The organism is Brasilonema sp. UFV-L1 (assembly GCF_012912105.1).
GTDB lineage: Bacteria > Cyanobacteriota > Cyanobacteriia > Cyanobacteriales > Nostocaceae > Brasilonema.
The window spans coordinates 65,035-90,397 of the sequence record NZ_QMEA01000020.1; the positions used below are offsets into that span (position 1 = coordinate 65,035).

The 25,363-nt window shown below is 41.5% G+C and carries 28 protein-coding genes; 10 read left to right on the forward strand and 18 right to left on the reverse strand.

The genetic code is table 11. From position 1 onward, the window contains the following. Positions 1-36 precede the first annotated feature (36 nt). The 4 genes from DP117_RS08885 to DP117_RS08900 all read right to left on the reverse strand — a co-directional run bounded on the left by DP117_RS08885 (position 37) and on the right by DP117_RS08900 (position 5,499). A complete protein-coding gene (locus DP117_RS08885; protein WP_169217952.1) occupies positions 37-2,610 on the reverse strand; it encodes a GAF domain-containing protein in 2,574 nt (857 codons plus the stop codon). Beyond that, complete coding sequence (locus DP117_RS08890) at positions 2,607-2,813, reverse strand: hypothetical protein (RefSeq protein ID WP_169217953.1); 207 nt, start codon at positions 2,811-2,813, stop codon at positions 2,607-2,609. Before DP117_RS08890 ends, DP117_RS08885 begins: the two co-directional genes overlap by 4 nt. Positions 2,814-3,020: 207 nt before the next feature. Further along, positions 3,021-4,154 (reverse strand): glycosyltransferase family 1 protein, encoded by a 1,134-nt coding sequence (locus DP117_RS08895; protein ID WP_169217954.1) that lies wholly within the window; start codon positions 4,152-4,154, stop codon positions 3,021-3,023. Between the two features lie 190 nt (positions 4,155-4,344). Continuing rightward, positions 4,345-5,499, reverse strand: a complete 1,155-nt coding sequence (locus tag DP117_RS08900) for an NAD-dependent epimerase/dehydratase family protein (RefSeq protein ID WP_169217955.1) — start codon at positions 5,497-5,499, stop codon at positions 4,345-4,347. 272 nt (positions 5,500-5,771) lie between these two features. On the opposite strand from DP117_RS08900, the gene DP117_RS08905 reads away from it, so the two are divergent. The 3 genes from DP117_RS08905 to DP117_RS08915 all read left to right on the forward strand — a co-directional run bounded on the left by DP117_RS08905 (position 5,772) and on the right by DP117_RS08915 (position 8,225). Continuing rightward, positions 5,772-6,128 (forward strand): hypothetical protein, encoded by a 357-nt coding sequence (locus DP117_RS08905; RefSeq protein WP_169217956.1) that lies wholly within the window; start codon positions 5,772-5,774, stop codon positions 6,126-6,128. Between the two features lie 94 nt (positions 6,129-6,222). Beyond that, positions 6,223-7,734, forward strand: coding sequence for an AAA family ATPase (locus DP117_RS08910; protein ID WP_169217957.1), 1,512 nt, complete (start codon positions 6,223-6,225; stop codon positions 7,732-7,734). 140 nt (positions 7,735-7,874) lie between these two features. Then, the gene (locus DP117_RS08915) at positions 7,875-8,225 is read left to right on the forward strand and encodes a DUF1257 domain-containing protein (protein ID WP_048868763.1); all 351 of its coding nucleotides are present in this window, start codon (positions 7,875-7,877) and stop codon (positions 8,223-8,225) included. A 224-nt stretch (positions 8,226-8,449) separates the two neighbouring features. Here DP117_RS08915 and DP117_RS08920 read toward each other — a convergent pair whose 3' ends face one another. The 3 genes from DP117_RS08920 to DP117_RS08925 are packed head-to-tail and all read right to left on the reverse strand — an operon-like array spanning position 8,450 to position 9,782. Further along, the gene (locus tag DP117_RS08920) at positions 8,450-9,118 is read right to left on the reverse strand and encodes a GyrI-like domain-containing protein (protein WP_282440266.1); all 669 of its coding nucleotides are present in this window, start codon (positions 9,116-9,118) and stop codon (positions 8,450-8,452) included. Between the two features lie 18 nt (positions 9,119-9,136). Continuing rightward, entirely contained in the window at positions 9,137-9,262 is a 126-nt protein-coding gene (locus tag DP117_RS36060) for a MerR family DNA-binding transcriptional regulator (protein WP_248277592.1), read from the reverse strand. Between the two features lie 19 nt (positions 9,263-9,281). Next, a complete protein-coding gene (locus DP117_RS08925) occupies positions 9,282-9,782 on the reverse strand; it encodes a VOC family protein (protein ID WP_248277593.1) in 501 nt (166 codons plus the stop codon). Between DP117_RS08925 and DP117_RS08930 the strand changes: the two genes are divergently transcribed. The 4 genes from DP117_RS08930 to DP117_RS08945 all read left to right on the forward strand — a co-directional run bounded on the left by DP117_RS08930 (position 9,781) and on the right by DP117_RS08945 (position 13,197). Next, positions 9,781-9,957: a tyrosine-protein phosphatase gene (locus DP117_RS08930; protein WP_169217958.1), complete on the forward strand. Its 177-nt coding sequence runs from the start codon at positions 9,781-9,783 to the stop codon at positions 9,955-9,957. The two genes, DP117_RS08925 and DP117_RS08930, sit on opposite strands and share 2 nt — an antisense overlap. A 17-nt stretch (positions 9,958-9,974) precedes the next feature. After that, positions 9,975-10,940, forward strand: a complete 966-nt coding sequence (gene thrB, locus DP117_RS08935) for a homoserine kinase (protein ID WP_169217959.1) — start codon at positions 9,975-9,977, stop codon at positions 10,938-10,940. A gap of 450 nt (positions 10,941-11,390) precedes the next feature. Continuing rightward, the gene (locus DP117_RS08940; protein ID WP_169217960.1) at positions 11,391-13,004 is read left to right on the forward strand and encodes an NAD(P)H-quinone oxidoreductase subunit 4; all 1,614 of its coding nucleotides are present in this window, start codon (positions 11,391-11,393) and stop codon (positions 13,002-13,004) included. 49 nt (positions 13,005-13,053) lie between these two features. Next, on the forward strand, positions 13,054-13,197 hold the full coding sequence (locus DP117_RS08945; protein ID WP_169217961.1) for a hypothetical protein: 144 nt from the start codon (positions 13,054-13,056) through the stop codon (positions 13,195-13,197). A 101-nt stretch (positions 13,198-13,298) separates the two neighbouring features. Here DP117_RS08945 and DP117_RS08950 read toward each other — a convergent pair whose 3' ends face one another. The 3 genes from DP117_RS08950 to DP117_RS08960 form a co-directional block, all read right to left on the reverse strand. Beyond that, positions 13,299-14,702, reverse strand: coding sequence for a hypothetical protein (locus tag DP117_RS08950; RefSeq protein ID WP_169217962.1), 1,404 nt, complete (start codon positions 14,700-14,702; stop codon positions 13,299-13,301). A 75-nt stretch (positions 14,703-14,777) separates the two neighbouring features. Continuing rightward, on the reverse strand, positions 14,778-15,311 hold the full coding sequence (locus DP117_RS08955; RefSeq protein ID WP_169217963.1) for a pentapeptide repeat-containing protein: 534 nt from the start codon (positions 15,309-15,311) through the stop codon (positions 14,778-14,780). 95 nt (positions 15,312-15,406) lie between these two features. Continuing rightward, positions 15,407-15,631, reverse strand: a complete 225-nt coding sequence (locus DP117_RS08960) for a hypothetical protein (protein ID WP_169217964.1) — start codon at positions 15,629-15,631, stop codon at positions 15,407-15,409. A 517-nt stretch (positions 15,632-16,148) separates the two neighbouring features. Between DP117_RS08960 and DP117_RS08965 the strand changes: the two genes are divergently transcribed. After that, on the forward strand, positions 16,149-16,544 hold the full coding sequence (locus DP117_RS08965; protein WP_211175990.1) for an alpha/beta hydrolase: 396 nt from the start codon (positions 16,149-16,151) through the stop codon (positions 16,542-16,544). Between the two features lie 30 nt (positions 16,545-16,574). On the opposite strand, the gene recQ is transcribed toward DP117_RS08965, so the two are convergent. The 3 genes from recQ to DP117_RS08980 form a co-directional block, all read right to left on the reverse strand. Then, positions 16,575-18,725: a DNA helicase RecQ gene (recQ, locus tag DP117_RS08970; protein ID WP_169217965.1), complete on the reverse strand. Its 2,151-nt coding sequence runs from the start codon at positions 18,723-18,725 to the stop codon at positions 16,575-16,577. Positions 18,726-18,819: 94 nt separating this feature from the next. Next, a complete protein-coding gene (locus DP117_RS08975; RefSeq protein ID WP_169217966.1) occupies positions 18,820-19,566 on the reverse strand; it encodes a hypothetical protein in 747 nt (248 codons plus the stop codon). 116 nt (positions 19,567-19,682) lie between these two features. Next, on the reverse strand, positions 19,683-21,161 hold the full coding sequence (locus DP117_RS08980) for a serine/threonine-protein kinase (protein WP_169217967.1): 1,479 nt from the start codon (positions 21,159-21,161) through the stop codon (positions 19,683-19,685). Positions 21,162-21,686: 525 nt separating this feature from the next. Between DP117_RS08980 and DP117_RS08985 the strand changes: the two genes are divergently transcribed. Next, positions 21,687-21,971 carry a DUF427 domain-containing protein gene (locus DP117_RS08985; RefSeq protein WP_169217968.1) on the forward strand — a complete coding sequence of 95 codons (285 nt, stop codon included), beginning with the start codon at positions 21,687-21,689 and terminating at the stop codon, positions 21,969-21,971. A gap of 150 nt (positions 21,972-22,121) precedes the next feature. Here DP117_RS08985 and DP117_RS08990 read toward each other — a convergent pair whose 3' ends face one another. The 5 genes from DP117_RS08990 to DP117_RS09010 form a co-directional block, all read right to left on the reverse strand. Beyond that, positions 22,122-22,559 (reverse strand): molybdopterin-binding protein, encoded by a 438-nt coding sequence (locus DP117_RS08990; RefSeq protein WP_169218007.1) that lies wholly within the window; start codon positions 22,557-22,559, stop codon positions 22,122-22,124. Between the two features lie 588 nt (positions 22,560-23,147). Continuing rightward, entirely contained in the window at positions 23,148-23,525 is a 378-nt protein-coding gene (locus DP117_RS08995) for a hypothetical protein (protein WP_169217969.1), read from the reverse strand. 371 nt (positions 23,526-23,896) lie between these two features. Further along, entirely contained in the window at positions 23,897-24,373 is a 477-nt protein-coding gene (locus tag DP117_RS09000; RefSeq protein ID WP_169217970.1) for an alr0857 family protein, read from the reverse strand. A 3-nt stretch (positions 24,374-24,376) separates the two neighbouring features. Next, the gene (locus DP117_RS09005; RefSeq protein ID WP_211175991.1) at positions 24,377-24,592 is read right to left on the reverse strand and encodes a hypothetical protein; all 216 of its coding nucleotides are present in this window, start codon (positions 24,590-24,592) and stop codon (positions 24,377-24,379) included. Between the two features lie 93 nt (positions 24,593-24,685). Further along, positions 24,686-24,904, reverse strand: a complete 219-nt coding sequence (locus DP117_RS09010) for a hypothetical protein (RefSeq protein WP_339381117.1) — start codon at positions 24,902-24,904, stop codon at positions 24,686-24,688. Positions 24,905-24,986: 82 nt separating this feature from the next. On the opposite strand from DP117_RS09010, the gene DP117_RS09015 reads away from it, so the two are divergent. Beyond that, entirely contained in the window at positions 24,987-25,322 is a 336-nt protein-coding gene (locus DP117_RS09015) for a hypothetical protein (protein ID WP_169218008.1), read from the forward strand. Positions 25,323-25,363 lie beyond the last annotated feature (41 nt).

A 25,363-nucleotide genomic window follows, 5' to 3' on the forward strand; every position in this document is an offset into this window, starting at 1 on the left:
TGACAATTCATATCCAAGTTTGTTGATGACTTTGGATTACTTTGTCAGCATACTGTATACACCATCCCAAGAAAGACTGGGAGGATGGTTAAGATAATTACGAGAACGTTCTAAGTGGATATCAACGGCTTGGTCTTTGGGTCGAATTTTTTTGGCGGCTTTAAAGCAGGCGATCGCGTACTGGAAATTGCGTGATAAGTAAGCAGTACGCCCATTTTGGTAATGGGATAAAAATTCTTGAGTGTTATCATCTAAAGGAGTGTGGCGATCGCCTATCAACTCGTAGATATTGACTGCTTGGAGTTTCCCTTTCACTCTTATTTTATCCAACTCGCGCACCCAAATCAGGTCACGGCACAATTGGTACGTAAATTCACTTAAAATGATATCACAGCCGTATTCTTTCGTGACTCCTTCTAAGCGCGAACTCAAATTGACTCCATCTCCGATTACGGTGTAGTCCATTCGTCTTCGGGAACCAATATTGCCAGAAACGACTTCTCCGGAACTAATTCCAATGCCAATATGAATTTGTGGTTGTTTCTGGACCATTCGTGGTCGATTAAATTCTGCGAGTCGTTTTCGCATTTCCAACGCCGACTGAATTGCCCTCCAAGCATGATTATCGGTTAACGGTAATGGGGCACCAAACACTGCCATCAAAGCATCACCAATAAACTTATCTAAAGTGCCTTCATGGTTAAAAACTGCTTCGACCATTGTTTCAAAATACTGATTCAGCAAGGAAACCACTTCAGCAGCACCGAGATTTTCTGTTAAGGTGGTATAACCTCTAATATCAGAAAACAAGATAGTAACCTCTTTACGTTCGCCCACCATTAAAGCATCTTCCCCTAATGCCATGACTTGTTCTGCAACTCGGGGAGTCAGGTACCGGTACATAGTCGTTTTCATGCGTTTTTCCTGACTGATGTCTTCCAGTACGACCAAACCACCTCTTACCCCACCTTCTGGGTTTGTTAAGGGGTTGACGGTAAGGTTAATGCTGCGTTCGATTTTCAGAACATTGTTTGCATCAAGCAACGCCAAACGAGGTGTCAGAGGTTGATTCCAAGGAATGAAAACGTCTGGGTTCGTGCGATCGCGTATTGCCAAAATGTAAACAGGTGCGTCCTGCAAAGACTTGACATATAACGTCTCTACATATTGTCCTATCATTAAACTTTGCTCTGGGACATAATGTTTTGCCCCAGTTTTTAAACTATCTTGTAGCCGCAGTTGCAGATTATCAATTGGCACAACTTCCCACACGAAGCGACCAATCAAGTTTTGTTCCCAAAGATACTTGTTATTTTTTGCGTTTGCATCTCCCAACGGACAACCTAAAAGCTGTAACGCGGCATCATTAATTGTAACAATCTTCCCTTCCATATCCGTAGAAATAACGGCATCGGAAAGACTTTGTAGAATATCTTTTTGATACTGTTTTTCTAATAAAACATTTTCAAATAAGCGGGCATTTTCTAGAGCAATCCCTGCTTGAATATTAAAAGCCCGCATAAATTCTTCATCCGATGCGGTAAAAAAACTACCTTTATGCTTATTAATCAACTGCGTTACGCCAATCAATTCATTTGCTGAATTAAAAACTGGCAAACACAGGATATTGCGGGTCATATACCCTGTCTTTTGGTCTGTCGTGGGGTCAAAACGTGGATCTTTGTAAGCATCGGGAATATTCAGTGCTTCACCAGTAGATGCTACGTAACCTACAATTCCCTTGTTCGCGGGCATACGGATTTCCATCGTCGTTTTACCATCTGCAGATGCTACCTTTGTCCAAAGTTCCCCCATTTCTTTACGATGTAAAAATAGAGTGCTGCGGTCTGCTTGCATCAAAATTCGGGCTTGTTCCATGACTATTTGCAAAGTTGCTTCGAGATCTAAACTTTGTCCCAAAGTTTGAGTTGCTCGTAAAAGAGCAGTTGCACCTCGTTGATTGCGAGCAGCAACATAGAAAGATTGACAACTTTCCAAGATTATGCCTATAGAAGAAGCAAAATCCCGAAAGTGTACTTCATCTTCATAATTAAACGGAAAACTCCCAGCTTTATTTGCCAGTTGCACGACCGCTACAACCTGATTTTTACTGCTCAAAACAGGCATACATAATATATTGCGAAACTTATAGCCCATTTGTTTTTCTAATTCCGGGCTAAAAAGGGGATGAGTAGAGGTATCAGATATATTCAAACATTGACCTGTACTCGCAACATGACCGGGGATACCAATGGTGATTGGAGTACGAATTTCTATAGCTTTTTGGGTATTATCTTGAGGAATTTTTGACCACAACTGACCTTTGTCATAATCAACTAAAAAAATTGTGGTGTGTTCAGCTTGTAAAATTTGACCAATTTTGAGTGTAATTGCCTCCAATACCTTTTCCAGCATGGTTTCTAGAGCTTCATTATTAATTAATTCGATGGCTCTGAGAAACTGCTGAAACTCGGCTGTGATGAAGTCGAGTAAACAAACAAATTCGTTAACAGAAAGGTTTTTTACACGATACAGTAAGGAGTGAGTGCGATTAACTTGAGTCAGTTCAGTTAATGTAGCCAGGACGCTACCAGGATCTAGGAGTGTCATGGGGATTGTAGATTGTATTGTAAGTTTTGACGTACCCACAGCTTCAAGCCGTGGAATTCATGTGTAGAAACGTTTTCAAAATATTGCTGACGGCTCAGATATACACCGGTGTTGTACAAGCTGTTAGATGCCATGCCTTGTACATTCAGGATACTTTGAGTTATTGCGTCTGGCTTGCTCACGTTGTTTTGTGTTCCTAGCATGTTTATTACCTACGCAGGGAAAACGTCAGTCGCCGAGGGCGAAGGATTTTGGTGTTGGACGGGGGAGTCTCCAAAGGGGATGAGGGGCAGAGGGGGGAAAGACATGCCAACGGGAGAACCAGTCGCCAAGGCGCGGGAAACAAGAACTGTATAGCGCTGCCTCCCTGACTGTGAACTGGCTCACCGATAACTAACAACTGACAATCCCTATGCCACCTTTGGCAATTCAGAATAAATCACCTTTTGATAGTAGGTTTGTAGCTGACGTGTAGCAGCAGCCCATCCCCAACGTTCTGCTTCCCGACGCGCGTTTTGACGGATAGTTTCTCGTTCTTGTTGCTGTTTCAGAAGACCTTGAGTTGCATCAATGGCACTTTGAACGTCTACTTCTGGCTCAAAAAGATATCCATTCACTCCATCTGTCACAATATCAGGAATGCCACCGGAACGGGCTGCAACAACTGGACATCCAGCTGCCATAGCTTCTAGGAGAACTAATCCTAGTGTCTCTGTCCGAGAAGGAAAAATAAACGCGTCAGCACTCGCAAAGGCAGAGGCTAATTCTTTACCAACAAGGTACCCAACAAAATGGGTATTTGTTCCAGCAAAGTGTTTTTCTAACGCTTGACGATGGGGACCATCTCCTACTAATGCTAGCCGTGCTTTGGGAATAGCTTCTAAGATTGGTTTGATACGCTCAATTTCTTTTTCGGCGGAAAGACGCCCTACGTACAGTAACAATGGGCTATCGGGGTGATTTTGTGACAGGCGCGATCGCATGTGGTGGCATACGTTATCAGGATGAAACGATTCCGTATCCACCCCTCTTTGCCATAGATCCACCCTTTCAATACCGTGTGCTATCAATTCTTGCATCATCGCCGTGGAAGTACACAAATTTAAAGCTGCTTGATTGTGACCGACCTTCAGTAGTTCCCACAATAATCCTTCCAGCATTCCTAAACCGTAATGCTGAAGATACTGAGGCAGGTGAGTATGATAAGATGCAACCAAGGGAACATTCAAATATTTGCTATAAAATATACCAGCTAGTCCCAAGACTGCTGGATTCACCACATGAATGATATCTGGCTTAAACTCCTCTAAGGTTTGACCAATTGCTGGACGAGGTAGTGCCATTTTTAACTCTGGATACAGTGGCAAGGAGAAACCCGAGACACCATATACTCTAGCTCCTTTATACTCAAAAATGCCACCATCCGGGGCAACAACTAAAACTTGGTTACCATTACGCTGAAGATGGTCAATGGTATGACTTAGACGTGTTACAATTCCATCAACCTTGGGTAGAAAGGTTTCGGTAAACAGGGCGATTCGCATAAATAAGTGTGTTAGAAAAAGCGAAGTATGAAGTATGAAATGAAGGCAAAGGTTTGAAGTATCAAGCATCAAGTCAAGAATGGGTATTTCATCCTTCATCCTTCTAAAAATATAGTCGTCATACTGGGCAACAATATGACGACTATATTTTATACAGATCATGAGCCAGCAGTCTTGGGACAGAATTTACTTAATTTTTCCGCCAAGAGACTTTGGGCAGAATTTGATTGTGATCAACTTGATGCTGGTACTTAGTCGCAAAGTTCAACAGAGAATCGAGTAGAGAATCAGATAGATAGTGGGGCTGCAACCCAAGATCCAACAATCTCGTGTTTTTGGCGTTGTAGTAATGTTCTTCTCTCTCAACTCTGGGATTATCTAAATGATTGATTTCAACATTTAATCCCATTGCTAATCCAGCTTTTTTCACCATCATCGCCAAGTCACCTACGCTAAATTGTTCGGTAAATTGGTTAAACACACGGAATTCTCCAGATTGCGCTGGGTTGGCAATCGCAATCTCGACACATCGCACTGTATCTCGAATATCTAAAAATCCTCGAGTTTGCCCACCTTTACCGTAAACAGTCAGCGGATGACCGATTGCTGCTTGAATACAGAAACGGTTTAGCGCAGTTCCAAATACCCCATCGTAATCAAGGCGGTTAATCAACAGTTCGTCCATCCCTGTCTCTTCGGTTAAAACACCGTAGACAACGCCTTGATTCAAATCTGTTGCTCTTAATCCCCAAATCCGACAAGCAAAGTGAATATTGTGACTGTCATGGACTTTGCTTAAGTGATACATTGAACCGGGCTGCTTGGGATAAGGTAGGGTATCTTTACGCCCGTTGTGTTCTACAGTAATGTATCCTTCTTCAATATCGATGTTGGGTGTGCCGTATTCACCCATTGTGCCCAGTTTGACCAAGTGACAGTTAGGGAAATCTTCCCGCATCGCATACAGTAAGTTCAACGTACCAACTACGTTGTTCACTTGAGTCAGAACTGCATGTTCACGATCAATCATTGAAAAAGGTGCTGAACGTTGTTCACCAAAATGCACAATTGCTTCTGGCGAGAATGTGTGCAGCGCCTTACTCAAAAATTCGTAATTAGTAATATCGCCAATAAAGAGGTCGATAGATTTGCCTGTCAAATCTCGCCAGCGCTGTATTCGTTGCTGAATTGGCGCGATTGGGGTGAGAGTTTGCACCCCCAGTTCGTTATCCCAGTGCCGGCGCACTAAACTATCTAAAATACCAACTTCATAGCCGCGATTTGAAAGGTAAAGTGCGGTTGCCCAACCGCAATACCCATCGCCACCAATAACCAGGACTTTCATTTTCACCAGTTTTTACTCGCTGATAGCTAAATCTATCAGGTTTGTGTCCCTTCTAATCATGAAAGATGGGGAGGTCGCTTAACAATTAAAAAGTCAAAAGAGAATTCTCAATCTTTCCGATATCGGGATTTAACAAGGACGCGTGAGTTGAATTGAAACCTTACATTAACAAATGTAACAATAATGCCGTCAAAACGTTTTACCGTCTTGACAAGCAATAGGATGTCCGATATCGTGATATACATACCCGGGTAAGACCGTTAAAGAGTAATATGCAAGCTAAGCAAAAGGTTACATTGTATCTGTCGCCAGAACTGCACAGAAAGTTGAAGATTCGTTCGGCAATTGACTCCGAACCGATGTCAGAGTTAGCTGAACGTGCCCTTGACTTCTATTTGGCAAATTCGGAATTAGTAGAAGAAATGGTGGAAGAGTCGTATGGAAGAACTCACAAAGTTTATTCCTGCCCAGCTTGCGAAAGCTCAGTAGTGTTGCGAGATGGGGAATTGGTCACCTTGGGTCAACAGCCCGGAGTGATTGGTCAACAACAAGAAGAACGCCTTCCCATTGATGAAAGAAATCGGGATGAGACGAACCAAAAAAGTAAGGAAGAATTAGTTCCCTGCTAAATAGGAATTATGAATCTCAAATTCATATTTCTCTCATCTTTGCACAACAAAGCGATGTCTGTACTGTCTGTAAAGGTCCCAAGTAGGTCGATGTATGAAAGAAGAGCTCAACATCCTCATTCAAGCTCAATACCCTATAATCTACCTTGTGACCTCCGAGGAAGAGCGGGCTGAGCAGGCAATTTCTACAATCGCTCAATCGTCAAAGCCTCAGCGAAAAGTATATGTGTGGACAGTCACTCACGGCATCGTAGAGTATGGTCAACCCCGGAATGTAACTCAACATAATACCGTTTCTCCGGAAGCGGCAATTGAGTGGATCATTCGGCAGAGAGAACCAGGTATATTTATTCTTAAAGATTTACATCCATTTATAGATGCGCCAGCGACAACAAGGTCATTACGTGATGCGATCGCTAGCTTTAAGGGGTCGCAGAAGAATATTATCTTGATGTCACCGATGCAGCAGGTCCCAATTGAACTGGAGAAGGAAGTAGTCGTTCTTGATTTCCCGCTTCCAGACATGGGCGATTTAAATAAAGTTCTATCTAGTCATCTGGAGCAAAACCGTGGGCGACGGCTAGCGACAGAGGCGCGTGAAAAGCTGTTGAGGGCTGCTTTAGGATTAACTAAAGATGAAGCTGAAAAAGTCTACCGTAAGGCACAGGTCACGACAGGGCGTCTGACGGAAGATGAAGTAGACATAGTCTTATCCGAGAAAAAGCAGCTAATTCGGCGTAATGGTATATTAGAATACATAGAAGAAGACGCAACCATTGATGCTGTTGGTGGCTTAGAAGAGTTAAAGAAGTGGCTAAAGCAACGCTCTAACGCCTTTACAGAGAGAGCGCGTGAATATGGATTACCTCAACCAAAAGGGATGCTGATTTTGGGAGTTCCAGGTTGTGGAAAGTCTTTAATTGCCAAAACGACCTCTCGGCTGTGGGGTTTACCACTACTGCGGTTAGATATGGGGCGAGTGTATGATGGCTCAATGGTAGGACGTTCAGAAGCAAATTTACGTAATGCCCTAAAAACAGCAGAATCTATTTCACCAGCCATTCTGTTTATTGATGAATTAGATAAATCCTTTGCTGGAAGTGCTGGTTCTGGAGATTCTGATGGTGGTACTTCCAGCCGGATATTCGGCTCTTTCCTCACCTGGATGCAAGAAAAGAAATCGCCAGTGTTTGTCATGGCAACAGCAAACCGAGTTGAACGCCTACCTGGCGAATTTTTGAGGAAAGGTCGCTTTGATGAGATTTTCTTTGTGGATCTGCCCACCCCTGAAGAGCGGCAGGATATTTTCACAATACACCTGTCTAAGCGCCGGGAAGACATCTCGCGATTTGACCTAGAACAGCTCTCTAAGATGTCTGAAGGATTTTCCGGGGCAGAAATTGAACAAGCGATTGTTGCGGCAATGTACGAAGCTTTTGCCCAAGATCGGGAGTTCACACAATTAGATATTATTGCGGCGATTAAAGCAACACTGCCGTTGTCTCGTACGATGCAAGAACAAGTGACAGCCCTAAGAGATTGGGCTAGACAACGAGCAAGACCAGCCGCATCCTCCGTTGCTGAGTATCAGCGAATGGAGTTCTAAAAGCTTTCTCCTGCTACCACAGGGGGAAAGGCTAGCACCATAAAGCTAGCAGTTATGAAAAAACCGCGTCTAGGTAAACGCGGCTTCGCTTAAAACAAACCGTTGTCTTTTTCTCTACTTTCTCATTGGAGGAAACCCAAATGTCTCACTTTAGCACTCTGCGTACCAAAATCACCGATGCAGAAATCCTTAAGTCTTCCCTGCGCGATCTAGGTATCTCTGTTAAGACCGAGGCTGATGTTCGTGGCTACAATGGTCAGCGTGTTCGTTCCGACATCGTTGCAGTTTTGGAAGGCGAGTATGACCTCGGTTGGTCTCGTAACAGCGACGGTTCCTTCGACCTGATCGCAGACCTGTGGGGTGTTGCTAAGAAGCACAACCAAACCGAGTTAATCAACTCAATCAACCAAAAGTATGCCGTTAACAAGACCCTGGCAGAAGTGAAGCAACGCGGCCTGCAAAATGCCAACGTTAAGTTGGTATTGCAATAGTCATATTTCTGCGCGTTCCCAAAGCTGCACGGGTTAACCAAGTTAATAGCGGTTAGCCCGCTTTTTTTCGGACTAGAATCATTTCTAGTCCGTTAATTTTTTTATCTTTTATGAATTTACCATAACAAAAATCTTTTATTCAAAGGGGATGGGAAAAATTTTTTTGTTATTCTCCTCCCCAACCTCACATTGGTGAAGAATGTCGCACCTCTACGTCTGGTTCCTTATGCTTTGGTTATGGGAAACTGGACTTCTGTCACGTATGACTCATTGTCCTGTTCGTTTCCTCCAATAATATAAACCTCGCGGTTAGAACCGATGATTTTATAGCCATTAGCTTCAATCCAAGCAGGTAAAGCAGCATACGCTTTTTCTATGGTGTTATAGCTACCATGATGGACTACACAAGCCATTTTTTCTACGCCTGGTAATTCGTACACTTTCAAGCGTTCTGTACTGGGTAGTTCACCCTCAATTGATATCACTGCTTCGCCATCCACATTAAACTCTTTGTATTCCGGATCGTGCCAGATGGCAGCACAATAACTACCCTCTTCAACTCCATGTTGCTTGAAATACTCTAATAACTCATCGTATAGCCGCCCTATACTGGAAAAATCTGGTAATATTTCTCGTATTGATGCAACTTTGATTGAACTTTCTTTTTTCAGTACAATTTCGTAATTAGCCATAGTATCCTCCTGTTCAATCTGTTTAAGTTTTGCTTCTACACGTAATAGCCGCGCCTGTTCTTCCTCAACTAACCGCTGAAGTTCCGCTTGCTTGATTCGCAGCATTCCACGAATTTCTGCTGCTGGCAAATTCTCATCTAGCAGCTTGGCAATCTGCTCAAGAGAAAAACCCAAGTCTTTGAATGCTAAAATACGGTTCAGTCGAGGTAACTGGTCAGCCTAATAGTACCGATATCCGGTAAAGTGGTCTACATAGCTTGGTTTGAGTAGTCCCAGTTGGTCGTATAGCCGCAGTGCTTTGACTGTCACATGGCTGAGTTTGGAAAAGTCGCCAATTTTCAGCATCTTTTCGCCTCTTGTCTCACTACAGTTCTGGGGGCCAATTGGGAGTGTGTGTTAGTTCCAGCTTGATGCCATCTGGATCTAAAAAGAACAAAGCATAGTAACCTGGCAAATAATCGTATTCAGCAGGAGGATCTAGAATTTCTACTCTTTGTTCTAACAAATACTTATACAGCTGGTCCACATCTTCTCGACTATCCGCACTAAAAGCAAGATGATGCAACCCCGGAGAATAGCGATCATGCTTTTGATTAGGTGATTCCGGATGAGACGGAGAAATAGTTATGACACCATTAGGACTTGCCCAGAGTATTAACTGCGGTGTTTTTTCTCCCTGTTCATAGCCAAGGAATCCAAGTAGCGCGTTGTAGAAAGACTCTGAACGCTCTAAATTAGATACACTTAAGGCTATGTGATTGATAGCTCCCAGTTTCATAGTTTCTTGCCTCATGCCCGTGACTGTTTCTAGTACACACCCTCCTGTAAGGGCAGAGTCAACAGCGATATGAAGGAAAATTTTCATGAGTTCACCCGAACCCCTGCAAAAATTGTTGGTGCTGGAAGGTTGTTATAACACTCGCGATATTGGTGGTTACGAAACACTGGATGGCAAAAAGACGAGCTGGTGTACCATATTACGTTTAGATGGAATGACAGCTGAGCAAATTAATCAATTACATGGGATGCTGATTGATTAATTAGTTTTCATTCACAAATGTCTGTTATTTCTTCTGTATCTATTACTGTTCCAGCGACAACTGCTAATTTAGGACCAGGTTTTGATTGTATTGGTGCGGCTCTGACGCTGTACAATAAGTTTCAGTTCACTCGCACTGAACAAGAGAAAGTGAAAATTAATGTCACGGGTGCGGAGGCTGAAAAAGTTGTTACTGATGAAGGTAATTTACTCTATCAAGCTTTTGTAAAGTTTTATCAACACATAGAACAAACACCGCCACCTGTAGACATCGAGATTCATCTTGGTGTTCCACTGGCACGGGGTTTGGGAAGTTCTGCGACAGCAATTGTTGGTGGGTTGGTTGGTGCCAATTTGCTGGCAGGGGAACCTTTGAGTCAGCTGCAAGTGATGGAGTTGGCGATCGCCCTAGAAGGACATCCGGATAATGTGGTACCAGCTTTGTTGGGAGGATGTCGGTTGGCGGCGACGGGGGTAAGAAACGAACCGCAAAGACACAAAGAACGCGAAGAAAAGAGTTGGGAGATTTGTGAGGTTCTTTGGTGTGAGGAGATTGTACCAGTGGTGGCGATTCCAGATTTTGAGCTTTCGACGAAGGAGGCGCGCCAGGTTTTACCTACTGAGGTGAGTCGTGCAGATGCAATTTTTAATGCGGCGCATCTGGGGTTGTTGTTGCGTGGTTTGGAAACTGGTAGGGGTGATTGGTTGAGGGCTGCTTTGCAAGATAGGTTGCATCAGCCTTATCGCAAAGTATTGATTCGAGGTTACGATGCTGTGCATTCTGCGGCTGTTGGGGCTGGTGCTTATGGAATGGTGATTAGTGGTGCAGGTCCAACGCTGTTGGCTTTAACGGATAATACTCATTGTGAAGCTGTGGCGCAAGCGATGACAGCTGCTTGGATAAAGGAGGGCATAAAAGCAGAGGTGCGATCGCTCTGTGTTGATACTCAAGGAGCACAATCAATTCAAGGAAATAATGCGTGAATTTTTCTTCATCCTGACACCAAGTTCGGACTTTTTTTTGGGAAACTTGCAACATAAGTACACGTCTTTGAAGTGTGTGCAACATTGGTGTCAGACGATTTCGGTGTCTAACATTTTCTGAAATTGAGATGTTTTGTTAGGTGTCAACCGTATCGTTTGAGATAGCTAAGGGTAACTTTATCTCTCTTTTGGTTTAAGTAGTGAGAACTCTCCTTGCCAGATCACCTTCTTTAGGCAGATTTTATATAATAATTTGTGACGGTGGCAACAGCCACCGTTTTTTGTTGACTTAGCAAAACTTTACAATTAGAATAGATTTGAGCTAACAAAATAAGTATTTATTCCTATCAATGCTAAAGATTTGATTTTGATAGAGAAAGGACGTTCACAAAACTATGAATTGCTTAATATAATGTAATTAAAAAGAAAAACGTAAAGTGATTGTCAGTGATGAATACTATTGATTTTCCTTGGTTAACGACCATAATTCTTTTGCCAATATTGGCTGCTACAGCCATCCCCTTTATCCCAGATAAAGAAGGCAGAGCTGTTCGGTGGTATGCTTTGGGGGTTGCGATCGCGGACTTTGCTTTGATGATTTACGCCTTTTGGGATGACTACGATTTTCAAAGTTCCGCATTCCAACTTGTTGAAAAATATTCTTGGATTCCTCAGATAGGTTTGAATTGGTCTGTAGCGGTTGACGGTTTATCGATGCCGTTGATACTGTTGACAGGCTTGATTAACACACTCGCAGTATTCGCGGCTTGGAAGGTTACTAACAAGCCGCGTTTGTTTTATGGTTTGATGCTGGCGATGTACAGCGCTCAAATTGGCGTGTTTGTTGCCCAGGATTTGCTGTTGTTCTTCCTAATGTGGGAAATCGAGTTGGTACCTGTGTACTTGCTGATTTCTATCTGGGGAGGAGAAAAGCGCCGCTATGCAGCAACCAAGTTTATTCTCTACACTGCTGCTGCTTCAATATTTATTTTGGTAGCGGGCTTTGCAATGGCATTCTCAGGAGACAACGTTACCTTCGATATGGCAACTCTGGGAATGAAGGAATATCCCAAAGCGTTTGAACTCCTAGTTTATGTATGCTTCTTGATTGCTTTTGGTGTCAAGCTGCCGATTTTCCCTTTGCACACTTGGTTACCTGATGCTCATGGTGAAGCCCCAGCACCTGGTTCGATGATTTTGGCTGGTGTTTTGTTAAAGATGGGCGGTTATGCACTCATCCGCATCAACGTGGAGATGTTACCCGACGCTCATGTTTACTTTGCTCCAGTGCTAGCAATTTTAGGTGTTGTGAATATTGTCTACGGTGCTTGCTGTGCCTTTGCTCAAACGAATCTGAAGCGGCGCTTGGCTTATTCGTCAGTTGCTCACATGGGGTTTGTTCTGATTGGTATTGCCTCCTACACAGACTTGGGCATCAACGGCGCAATGCTGCAGATGATTTCTCATGGATTGATTGCTGCAAGCTTGTTCTTCCTCGCTGGTGTGACTTACGAGCGCACTCACACTTTAATGATGGACAAAATGGGGGGCATAGCAAAAGTCATGCCCAAAACCTTTGCTTTGTTCACAGCAGGTGCAATGGCTTCTCTAGCGTTACCAGGGATGAGTGGTTTTGTTGGTGAATTGATGGTTTTTCTCGGTATTGCTACAAGCGATGTTTACAGCTCAAGCTTTAAGGTTGTCGTCGTGTTGCTCTCGGCTGTTGGTGTGATTCTGACTCCGATTTACTTATTATCAATGCTGCGCGCAGTGTTCTACGGTCAGCAAAATGAAGATTTAGTCCTGGATGCAGTGGTTCTGGATGTTAAACCACGCGAACTGTTCATCACTGCTTGTTTGATAATTCCCATCATCGGTATCGGTTTGTATCCTAAATTGGCGACACAAGCATACGATGTGAAAACTATGCAAGTCGCAACTCATGCCCGTCAAGTTCTACCAGTTGTCGCTCGACAGCAACCTACAAGTTTATATTCTCTTATATTTACAGCACCAACATTGGCTGATTCACAAGTTCCAGGTTTGGTGAATATAGCTGAGTAATATCTGTTCTCAGGGAACTAGTGCTATCTAATAATCGTACAAAGATTATATGGGGGATGATTCAGCAATCATCCCCCTCACAATTGGTACTTTTGTCACATCTGCTCATGACTTTAGTCCGATGAAATTGCTGCGTGGAATTTTTAGTATAGATATGGCATTAACATCAAGCACTCAAAACCTAACCCCATGAGACACGGGTTGGGTTTTTTTGTTGTTTGATTGTCAGTTAAGCAATTACAAAAATTTCTTGATTATGAATGTAACGGAAAAAGTGCAATAAAAAAGACCTGATTATCTACGGCTTTCTGGTTTTAATCTATACAAATCGTACCAATGACGGACTGCAAGCCAAATAACTGAAAGCAAACCTGCAAGACTGAGTGTAAGACCACTAAATGGTACTAATAATCCAAAAACAGGTAGCACAGCGCCAGCAATTGTACAGATGAGAGCTGCTAAAGAAACACTGCGATTTTTTGACCCTAAACCCCATGTCAACGCTAACAAGACAAAAGAAATGAGAGTCCAAGCTAGCTGAGAATTTATGAAGCGACTGAGATAAGTCAAACTCAATAAACAGGCAAAGAAAACAGTACCTGCAATTGTCACATTTGTCAAGTTCATCGGTAGTGAGAAATACAGCAGCAATATCCACCATAAAAATATTGTCGGTGCTAGCAATAACAGTCGAGGTAGGACACCAGTATGACGAACAGGGTCAGTGTAAGTGTATACTCCAAATGGGTTTTTGACTGAAACATTGTCATCAAATACCCAAGTAAATTGAGTTCCCTGTCTGTCGTTTTTAATCTCATTAGGTACAATACCGCTAGCAAAATCTGCTCCAGGGAAGTTGGCGATCGCCACCAAGCGGAAGTTAGAAAGTAACTGTCCATTGGAACTATAAACCCAGCGTGGTCCTCCTTGTGCCTTATAAGTGACTCTGAGACTTGTTTCTTCTGTTGGTTGTAGTTGAAAAGGAAAGCCATAGTCACCAGGATTTGTTTGTGAAAGTCTAGTACCGTCACGCTCTACTTTGTAGCTTTGTAATAAAGAGTAACCAATTGGTGGCGGTGCTTCAAAGAAAAAACTCTTAATATCTTTAAGTTGGTTAATAACTTTATAGTCGGCAGTATAGTCTATCTTATAAATTGCGCGACGACCTTGAACATCTGGGCTTTGGTCGATTTTAACTTGAATTTGCGAACCACTTAATGTTAAAAAACGGCTGATTTTCCGTTTCTCATTTACCTTAATTATTTTGCCATTCACTTGAGTGGTGTATACATATGGCTCTTCGGTAATGTATCGTATTTGAGGCGCTATTTGTTCTAACCTTTCACCAGCAACACTCTGGGCGACTTGAGCCACCTTCGCCTGTTCCCAATGATGATAACGATTGCTCAAAGTTGAACAAAGAAAAAATCCTCCCACCAGCAAAATTAACACCAGAGTAAAATGCTGTAATCCCCGCAATAGTTGAGAGTAACTAACTGCCCACTCTCCAATCAAAATTTCTTGCTGTTGTTGATTTCGACGTAGGGCAAAGCTCAACAGAGCAATTGCAATTCCCAGAGCTAAAACCAAGAATACTAATAATAGTGAAGCTTTGAGTAGATGCGTTCCAAATTGGATGAGTTCGGTAGGATGCGTCAAATCGGGCAATCCTGGAATGCCTTGGGCAGATTCAGACATGAGCGAGTTTTGAAAGAATTTGGAGATTCTGACTGATAATATCTACCAAATGTTTCTTGTTATTCTTGTCAAAACTCAGTCTTTATCTTCGTCCAGGATTGTTCCTTCTAGATTTGCATTATTCAAGTTGGTTTGGTTCAGATTGGTTTCGTTGAGTTCCGCATTGCTCAGATCTGCTTGGCTTAAATCTGCTTTAGCTAAGTCAGCACGACTGAGATTTGCTTCATTTAAAGAAACTGCATTCAGGTTGGCGGACTGTAACTCCGCTTCACGCAAGTTAGTACCAATTAACTTTGCGATCGTCAAGTCAGCTTGATTTAAATTAGCACCATCCAAAATAGCTCCTTCTAGAATTGCTCCATCTAGAATAGCTCCACTCAAATTAGCTTTTGTGAGATTTGCCTGATTTAAATTGGCTCCATTTAAGTCAGCCTCTATTAAGCTTGCTTGAGTTAAATTAACCCTACTTAAATCAGCTCCATCCAAAATAGCTCTGTCTAAAATTGCTCCACTCAGATTAACTCCTTCTAAAAACACCTCACTCAGATTGACTTCAGTAAAATCTCTTCTACCTTTGGCGTATTGTGCCAATAGTTCATCAGCTTTCATTGCTTCGCCTCCGACAAGTTTTTACTTCTTTTGTCAGCTACAGTAGGCAAATTTTTGAGGGCAGAGTATTCCTCTACCCTTGAAGATGAGACTAATTAATTTTCACTTTCATTTTCATTTTCAAGCTGCTTTGTTCCGACTAGAAAGTTTATATCTTCCCTTGGCACTTTGGCATACACATCTTTGCCTCCTGGAAGAGGAAACTGAACATCAAAACCATCTTCCTTGCATTCTAAAACCTTTCCTACTAAACCTTCTGGCAGGTTCTGATCAACATCGCGAGCTAGTCCAACTAAATCGTTCTTTTCGATGGGCGTCATATTTTTGACCTCCACTTAGTGACTATTTGAGTGGGCTGCCTTTGCTTTTGCAAAGTGTTTTATTAAAGTATTCTGTTAATCATGACGCATCACTTGCTCTATTCACGTCCTACCTAGGCACGAACTTTAATACTTGATACCATCCTATGGATGTACGAAGAAAGAAAGAGCTCATCCGTAGAGTACCAACCTAAACACTTTTGTTGTACTTTTGTTGTGAGCTATAAGCCTCCGGCTGATCGCATGTGCGTATCGAGCTGAAGACTTGTGATATCAAATCCGTTTGTAATGGCTAGCGGATACGGTCATGGCCAATACGGTTCGGTTAAGGGTAGTTCGGTGCTTAGAAACCGGGTTTGTGTCCGGGTGCCAGATTTTTAGGGGACAATGCGTCACAATCTGAGTTAAAACTTGATTTAGTGCTTCATGGGTTGTAACTTTTGCTGCTCGCAAACACTGCTTTAGTTTTGACCAACATAATTCAATCCCAGATAAATCAGGTGAGCAATCAAAAATTATGTCGCAAAAAATAAGTTTCAAAAACAGCAATAATCCAAATATTACAATGTCCGCTTTGATTAATTTTCCCGAAGGATTTGACGAAAGCAAAAAATATCCGGCAATCGTCGTTACGCATCCGGGCGGCGGCGTGAAGGAGCAAACAGCAGGTTTGTATGCAGAAAAAATGGCGGTAGTAACCGGATTTATCACTATCGCCACCGACGCTTCTTATCAAGGCGAAAGCGGCGGCGAACCGCGTCAGTTGGAAAACCCGCATATCAGAACGGAAGACATCAGCGCAGTTGCGTTCTCTGCAACGAAAGATTGCTCAACGAGAGGGGAACCCCCACACGCAAGTGTCCTCGCTTTTGTGGTTTTTAAAAAATTCAGATTCAATCGGAAACAATATTAAATGGTGGTATTCGTAGACTTCGACTTCCGATCATTTTTTACTTTCCCGTCGCCACTTTCCTCGTACCAAGCGAATTTCATCAAAGCTATAATTATCACCAAGATATTCTTTAATTGGTGTCAAAGAAATATCACCCAGAATTTCTAAAACTTGCAAAATTTTCTGCTGCTTTTCGACAGGAACTAACAGATTAAAATCTACTGACTGATTCTTCTCTATTAAATCGGAAAGGTGACGAACAATTGTTGTCGGGCGAAGATTGCGTTTTGCCGCAATTTCTGTCACACTAAGACCTTGTTGGTGTAACTGTAAAGTTAATAATTCAGTGTCTGAAGGTAAGCCAAAAAAAGGTGTGGAATTTTCTTCTAGCAAACCTTGCTCTTGGCGATAGGCGCGAATTTCTGCAAGGAACTTTTCACCATAGTTGGAAACTTTATGACTGCCTACACCAGAAAGTTTACTAAATTCGTTTAAAGTTTGAGGTTGTACCTGAGCCATTAATTTTAAGGTAGAGTCGGCAAAAATGACGTAAGGTGGAACAGACTGCGCATCAGCAATTTGTTTGCGTAAAGCACGTAACCTTTGCAAAAGCAATTCCACCTCTGTTGCTTTTTCATCTCCATCTTCCCAAGTTATCTTTTGCACGACAGGAACTGCAATAGAAACTGTTCGCTGTCTTCGCATGACTTCCCAACTCAGGGCGTTGAGTTTCAGCACAGCGTAACCATCAGCGCTTTGTTCTAGTAAGCCTTGATGCAAAAGAGAACGCCCCAGCATGCGCCACTCATCTACAGTTTTATCTTTACCAATACTGTAGGTGGAAAGTTTGTCGTGTTCGTATTGAGCAATTTTTTGGGTTTTTGCTCCTCGCAAAACATCTATAATATGACCCATTCCAAATCTTTCTTTACATCGAGCCACACAAGATAAGAACTTCATGGCTTCAATTGTCCAGTCTTCTACTGGTTTAGGATAACGACAATTATCACAGTTACCACAGTTACCAGAAAAACGTTCCCCAAAATATCCTAACTGAATTGTCCGTCGGCAGTCTGTTCCTTCAGCATAGTCTATTATCTGCCGCAATTGATGTTTAGAAATCAACTGTTCTTGAGGATCTGGTTTTTGGTTAATCAGAAATTCAATTGTTTTGACATCACCGTAACTATAGAAAAGTATACAGCGAGATGCTTCTCCGTCTCTTCCTGCTCTACCTGATTCCTGATAGTAACTTTCTAGATTACGGGAGATATCAAAGTGAATGACAAACCGCACATCCGGTTTATTAATTCCCATACCAAAAGCGATTGTTGCCACCATAACACGTACATCATCCCGAATAAACCGAGTTTGATTTGTGGTGCGTTCTTCATCAGTTAATCCAGCATGATAAGGCAAAACTGAAATCTTATCGTGTTGCAGTTTTATAGTCAGTTCATCAACTTTTTTGCGTGTCAAGCAATAGATAATTCCTGAACCTTCCGTTTCCCGAAGGAGTTCCAACACTTCGGCGTAAGCATACTTCGTTTTAGAACGGACTTCGTAGTAAAGATTTGTGCGGTTGAAGCTAGCGAGATGGATACTTGGTTGATTCAACCCAAGTTGTTTGATAATATCAGCACGAACACGCTCAGTTGCTGTCGCAGTCAAGGCAAGCACGGGAATATCTGGGTAGCGTTTGCGCAGTGACTTCAGTTGACGATACTCTGGACGAAAGTCGTGTCCCCACTCAGAGACGCAGTGTGCTTCGTCAATCGCAAAGGCAGAAATGCCAACTTGATGATGTACTAAGTCGAGAAACGGGAGAAATCTTTCACTCAGCAGGCGTTCTGGAGCGACGTATAGTAATTTGACTTTACCACTGAGGATGTATTCTTCGCGCGATCGCACTTTGTAAGCATTCAAACTACTATTAAGAAATGTTGCGGCAATTCCATTATCTTGTAGTGCTTCCACTTGGTCTTGCATCAAGGCTATCAGCGGCGATACCACCACAGTTAAACCTTTTTTGAGTAGTGCTGGTAGTTGAAAACACAGCGACTTTCCGCCACCAGTCGGCATGACAATCATTAAATCCCGATTTTGGAGCGCTTGTTCTATGATTTGTCGCTGTCCGAGGCGAAAGTTATCGTATCCGAAGTAATATTTTAGCGCTTGTTCTAAATTGGGATTGTGTGACATAACAGACTGTGTTGCAAAGGAGGCAGATTGCTTGTTTTACATGATAGTCAATACTTTCAAGACTTGAGCGTATCTTTTCTTTCTACCACAAAGGCTATTTTGAATACGTCACTTTGACACGGAATGCCCCCACATTATCAGAAAACCATACAAGCGGTACTGAACCAATCTTATGATAATAATCTCCACTGAGAGACTGTTCAGCCTTTTTTAAGGCTTCATAGTACACTCGCGACTTTTCTGATGGAGAATATTGTGAATTAACAGCCTCATTGATTATAAAAGTTAACCAGCCGTCTCGATCAGCTACAAAATCTTCTTTCTTCTTGAAAACATGAAGCAATTGTCCAGTCTGAAGTTCTCCTTGATTTTTCAGGACTTCAAAAGGATCGGTTTGTGAGGAAAAATTGTCTTTGGGCATTACAATAGCAAGTAACGTTCCCCAATTCAAGTCTGTCCGAAGTTTACAATCGTTAAGAAAGTCACTATCAACTGATTCCCCTTCAGGACCCATCCAATTTCGATTAAAAATATTTTTGTCACTTTTGTCATCTAAATCTAGTTGTGAATACTGTCTTTGTATATTTTCGGCAAAGGTTCCTGATGGTGAATGTTTGATAATGAGTGGTTTGATATACTCTGCACGATTGTAAATTTGAGCTACAGCTAGATGAATACGCCCCTCAGGTTCAAGGACAACCCGTTGTCCCTGTTTGAGGAAAATACCTGAATTCTGGAATCCAGCAGTTGCATCGACTGTCATGTATGTCTCAATAGGTTGGTCATTCGGAGTAGAAGAAGAGTTGAATGTGTTTTTCGGTGAAGATTGGGATGTCATCATTAACATATTTGCCAAAAGAAGAATTGAACACACTAGTAATATAACGAGGACTGAAACAATGATTTTGTATGTTTTCTCCATTCTTACATTTTATTCAAACTATTAATTGTTGAACTTTAATCTTGAAATACTTGAAATAAATTCATAACAGCCACTCCCAACAAACTAGATAAAACTGATAGCAACACCAAACTCAAAAATCCCACTACTTGTGGCTTCCAATTTTCCAAACCAGGAACACATGAAAAAATTATCAGGGTAGGAATTAAGGAACTGATGACCAAACTAATCTGTTGTTTATTTTTGCGTATTTTAGTAACAAAAAAGTAAATCAAAGCAGAAAATATTATGGGTAAAAGCCAGAAGCTAGCACTCGTTAAACCAACTTTTAGTAACATCACAATTGCAAACGTTACCAAAAAGCTAGCAGAACTCGTGAACCATGCTATTATTAGATTCAAAAACTTCCTTTGATTCGCTTGACTAAGTAAAGTATCAACAGGTGGTTGAATCGCTTCTGAAACAACATTTTCTAATGGATTATGTGTCGGGTTAAGTTGCGTATTTTGAGTGTTAACAAGGGAGAATTGAGTCTCTAGATTTGGCTCAATATTACCAATCTTACCTGGTAGTCTATCTAGCCATTCTTGTATTGTCTGAGGACGTTCCTTTGGATAGATTTGCAATCCTAGGAGAATGGCATCATTTACCTGAGTACTTATATATTGTTTACCTCTAATCTGCTGCGGAGTTTCCAATGTCTCTCCTTTTAATCTCCTCCAAAAAGTAATTGGTACTTTCCCTGTCAACAAAAAATACAGTGTTGCTGCTAAAGCATAAACATCAGTGTAAGCTCCTCTTTTATACTTTTCTATATACTGCTCAATTGGTGCAAAATCTCGTGTGAAAATTGGAGTATGTTGCTCTGTCTGGTTATGAGAGAAATGACGAGCAATTCCCAAATCAATTAAAACTGCTTCTAAACCATTAGCTCTCCTGATAATATTTTGGGGCTTAACATCTCGATGTAATAAATTATGATCATGAAGTACTTTTAGTGCTTCACCAATTTGCCGAATATAACGTAAAGCATCATTTTCGGAGAGAGGACCATTTTTAATAACCCATTTGTTCAAGTCTTCACCTTCAACATATTCCATCACAATGCACCATTTACCCGATGACTTAATCAGGTTTTTAAACTGCACTATGCATGAATGTTTACAGATTGCAAGATAAATGGCTTCTTTGACAAAATTTTCTTCAAAACAGTCAAATTCTTGTTGGTTGTGCAATTCATTTTTGAGAACTTTGATCACAACATCTTGATTTTTTCGGGTATCTTTGGCGCGATAGATAACACCAAAGCCTCCACGACTCAATTCTTCTTGAAGAATGTACCGACCACCTTCTAATTTATAACCATGCGACCAGTTACTTACAATACCTCGCTGATTTTGAAGTGACTGTTCTAACACCTGCTGTATTTCCTCTTGTGCAATTTTGTTTATAGGTTCACTTAACTTACCATTATTAGCAAAGCTAGGTTCTTTTTGAACCATAATGCCTATCCACTCAAAGTTAATTGAAGACATTCAGCTGAGTGCTTCAGGAGGGCGATCGCTCATACCAAAAGCGTAAATCTATGTTATGGGAAATCGCCTATTGTTTGTGGTTAAGATATATTTAAGGTTATAAAACTAGTGACAAGCCAAATGCGACACCTGGTATTTGGCTTCAATCAAAGGTTGCTTTCACTAACAATTATTTTTGCAAGTACTACTTACACTGCTAGTATATTAGTTAACATAAACGAATAATTAACAATGAGCAATGAACAGTGAACAGTGAACAGTAAACATTGAACAGTGAACAAGGGGTGGACGAGTCCGTTTCCTACCTGATAACTGATAACTGGTAACTGGTAACTGGTAACTGGTAACTGGTAACTGGTAACTGGTAACTGATAACTGGTAACTGATAACTGATAATTGACAATTGATGAGTCACGCCTTGAATTTTTCTTGCTCAAAAACTCTTAAGTGTCATTTGATGCGTAGGCAAGATGCTCACCAGAAGAATCATAATGTTATGTGTAGCGTTATGACCACTTGTCATCTATGCCAAAAGCAATCTGGAATGGTGCTGTGTTAGCCGAAAGCGATAACACCGTCGTTGTGGAAAGCAACCATTACTTTCCTCCTGACTCAATTGACAAACAGTACTTCAAGGGAAGCGACACTCACACGACTTGTCCTTGGAAAGGTGTAGCCAGTTACTACAACATTGAAGTTGATGGACAAGTCAACAAGGACGCTGCTTGGTATTATCCTGATGCAAAGGAGAAGGCAAAGCAAATTGAAGGTTATGTCGCCTTCTGGAGAGGTGTAAAAGTCGAAGCTTAATAAAAGTATATAATTCAAAATGCCCTCATTCCTTACTCCTTCCCAACTAGGAACAGAGTTTACGGATAAGGGCTTTTGTGTTATTGTCAGTTTTTACCTACCATAATAATACAATCTTTTAACGCTTGATAGCTTAAAATGAACTTTTCTTTATTCCCTGGCAATCACGATATCGTTAGATTTAATCACTGCGTAAGCTTCTGCACCCTCAGACAAATCTAGCTCATCTGCTGACACTCTTGTGATGATTGAGGTTAGCTCAACTTTGTGAACAATCTCCAGCGTGACTTCAGTGTTAACTGCTCCTGTCACAATTCGTTTAACGATTCCCTTAAGAATATTACGGGAACTGACTTTGAGTGGTTTCTTGCGACCAAAAACTTCTATCTGTGAAGTCCAAGGCTTCTCGTCTTCATACCGTTGTGTTGGTATTGACGGCTGTTGTGGAGACTCCTTGTTGAGACTACGCACAAGTTCCCGCAAAATTTCTGTTTTGGTGCGCTGAGACTGCTTTGAAAACTCATCCAGAATTTTTCGTTCCTCTTCTGAGGTTTGAAAAGTAATCCATCCTTGTTCTTTTCTTGGCATAAGGTTACCAATTAAGTTGGTAATTAGAGCTTTTCCTGGTATGATCCTATCAAGTGTCAATCCTTGTAAAAATAAACTTCTGTCGAGCTGTTTTCCGATGAGAAGACAAGATGCTTTCTTTCGCACAGCATTGCCAGCTTGCTTTTGAATATCTAGCTTAGGATTGTTTGATTGGTTGCCAGTTGTAGCACAATCTAACATTAACTTACTTATGTTTGCTACGACCAGCTCAAAAAAAGAATAAGCAAATAAGAGGCTAATTTTATCAAAAATTTTATCTAGGCAAGTGATACTAGTATGTCATAGCCGAAATAAAGCACCTATCCAAAATCAGTGAAAAGCTTGCTGTGTACTAATGCGTGAATTTTGAATTTCTCCGAATTGCGAATTTCAAGAAAGCAGTACTAGTCTTTAAATCACGACTGTCCAATCGCCAGTTTGGGTGCTGTGCTTTGCACAATTGCGTTACACGATCCCATTCGACTCGTATGAATGAACCCTGCTTCTAACGAAGCAGGGAAGGCGTTTTTGAAAAAAACGCCTTGACAATATACGCCGAAGTGTCCATCAAGTGGTAGAAACCATGTGTTAAGACACATCTTTTTCATCCGATATTTCATCTACCCCAATTTCCCAAGGTATGCCCTCTTTAGATGGAGGATAGAAACGGATTTTGGCAGTATTGGAAAATAGCTTTAACTTGTCAACCATCTGGGGAATAGCATTTGCCATATGCCAGTAACTTTCCACGTCATAGCTAATAATGACTAGTATTAAAGTCCCAGCATTCATTTGAAAATACCAGTGACAACTAGACAATAAAGCCCGAGTGATTGGACCGCAAACTTTGAAAAACCGTTTGCAGGTAGCTTCTTCCAATTGTCTTAGCAATAACTCATCAAGTTGTGTCACCCGAGTTGGAGGCAAATCATCTGGAGAAAGAGGAGGAAGAAAACGTCTACTCATGGCACAAAATCTTTCTATTAACGGGATTGCTTATACATAAATTCGCACTGTCTAATGAAAGTACGCTAATTTCTCTAGATTTTTTTCCAAATTAGATAACAAAAATTTAAAAAACCATTGAAGATTTTATGTCCAGTACTAAAGCCTCTTTGGTTCGTGTTTTTTTATTAACTAGACTAGAACATTGAATTCTATGTCACTAATTTATACTGTTATTTATATAGGATATTCAAAAATAAAATTGTCACTGAGTGATGCATTCTTTGAGTCAAAATACTCAATCAACAAAAAACTTAGCAAAGCTTTAAACATAAAAATAAACTCATGAAAGTTGTCAGCTTTCAGCCTAATTACTGAAAGCTAACAGTTCATCATTCACTCATGACAGAAGCTCTATGTTGAGCTTCTTGCCAAAGTTTTTGGAGAAAGAACTCAGTGCATGAAGCAGAGCGATCGCCCCACATAGATGGGCACTCTGCAGCATCGCCTTTTGAGCAGCTTCCTCCGAGAACATCGCCCGCAAGTGAATCACTCATCGCGGTGACAAAAATGCCATCAGCATCCTGGGAACCATTTGATAGCCAATAACCTCGTAGAATCACCTCCACACACTCATTATCACAACCACACAGTGCGATGATTTCATTGTCCTCTTTATTGACAAGAGTCTTAAGTATTTCTACTCCTGGCAAATTAACAGGAAGTAAAAAGGAAGCAGTGCTGGGTTCAACGCAAAGAGATTGACCCACTCGCAGTGCCAAAATCACTCGCGCTTGTACCCATTCTTCCAACGATTGAACTAAACACTCTAAACAAAAGCTCGTTTCAGTGTACGTTAATTTCAGCATTCCTTATGCTCTCCTGTGATTCCAGGTTTGCTTTGAGCGAGGTGAGTAAACTTCCCATCTGGCTTGGCTGGAAAAATATAGTGATTCAGCCTTATTTGTTACTAACAATACAATCGCTTGTTTGATATTAACCTGATACAGTGGCAAGTCACTTTGAGAAAACACGATCACGGATTGTTCTAAAACTCGCATCACGCTTGTCACAGCTTGACTCCTCATAAACAAACCCCCGCTTCTTATTGAGTTGAAGCGGGGGTTGGAATTTGACCTTTAAGTCTTCTTCTTTTACCTCTACAGAGGTACAGCATCTTGTTATAATCTGTACCTCCCGCTTCGTCGTTCTAGTCTTCGTACTGCATTCAGTACACCAATGCTGGCATATTGAGAATCATTATTGCCCTCTGTGATTTGCCATTTATTCAGGCTACCGTCTCCCATAAATAAATACTCCACTCCCAAAGCAGGTGATTTCCAACTCAATCGGCAGTTGGCAACACGCAAGGAAGTAGAGATCGGGTAAACGGATTTCACAGAAAATTTCACCTATTGAACATTCCTTTAAACATACTACACTTGTATTACTATCCTGTCCATAGTTTAAGGAGAAAAAATGATGCATACAATAGCTCGCACACCAACCACCGACATGGAAGTGACCAGCATCCGTTTAGAACGGGAATTGAAAGATAAACTCAAAGAATTAGCTGGTAATCAGGGATATCAAGCTTTGATTCGAGACATTCTCTGGAATTATGTCCAGCAAAAATCAGGTGAGTGGAAACCTCGGTTTTCGCGAGCCGATATTCGCGCTAGCATAGCCGCAACTGCACAACAAGAAGAACGCTGTGTACTCACTGGTCAACTCATTTCACCAAAACAACCGATGTTATTAGGACTGACAAGAAATGGCGATATGGTTCCTCTCAGTATCGAGAGTTTAGCTGGTTAAACTTTTTCAAGTGAACGCAGCTGGCGTTGCTCTATGTGATA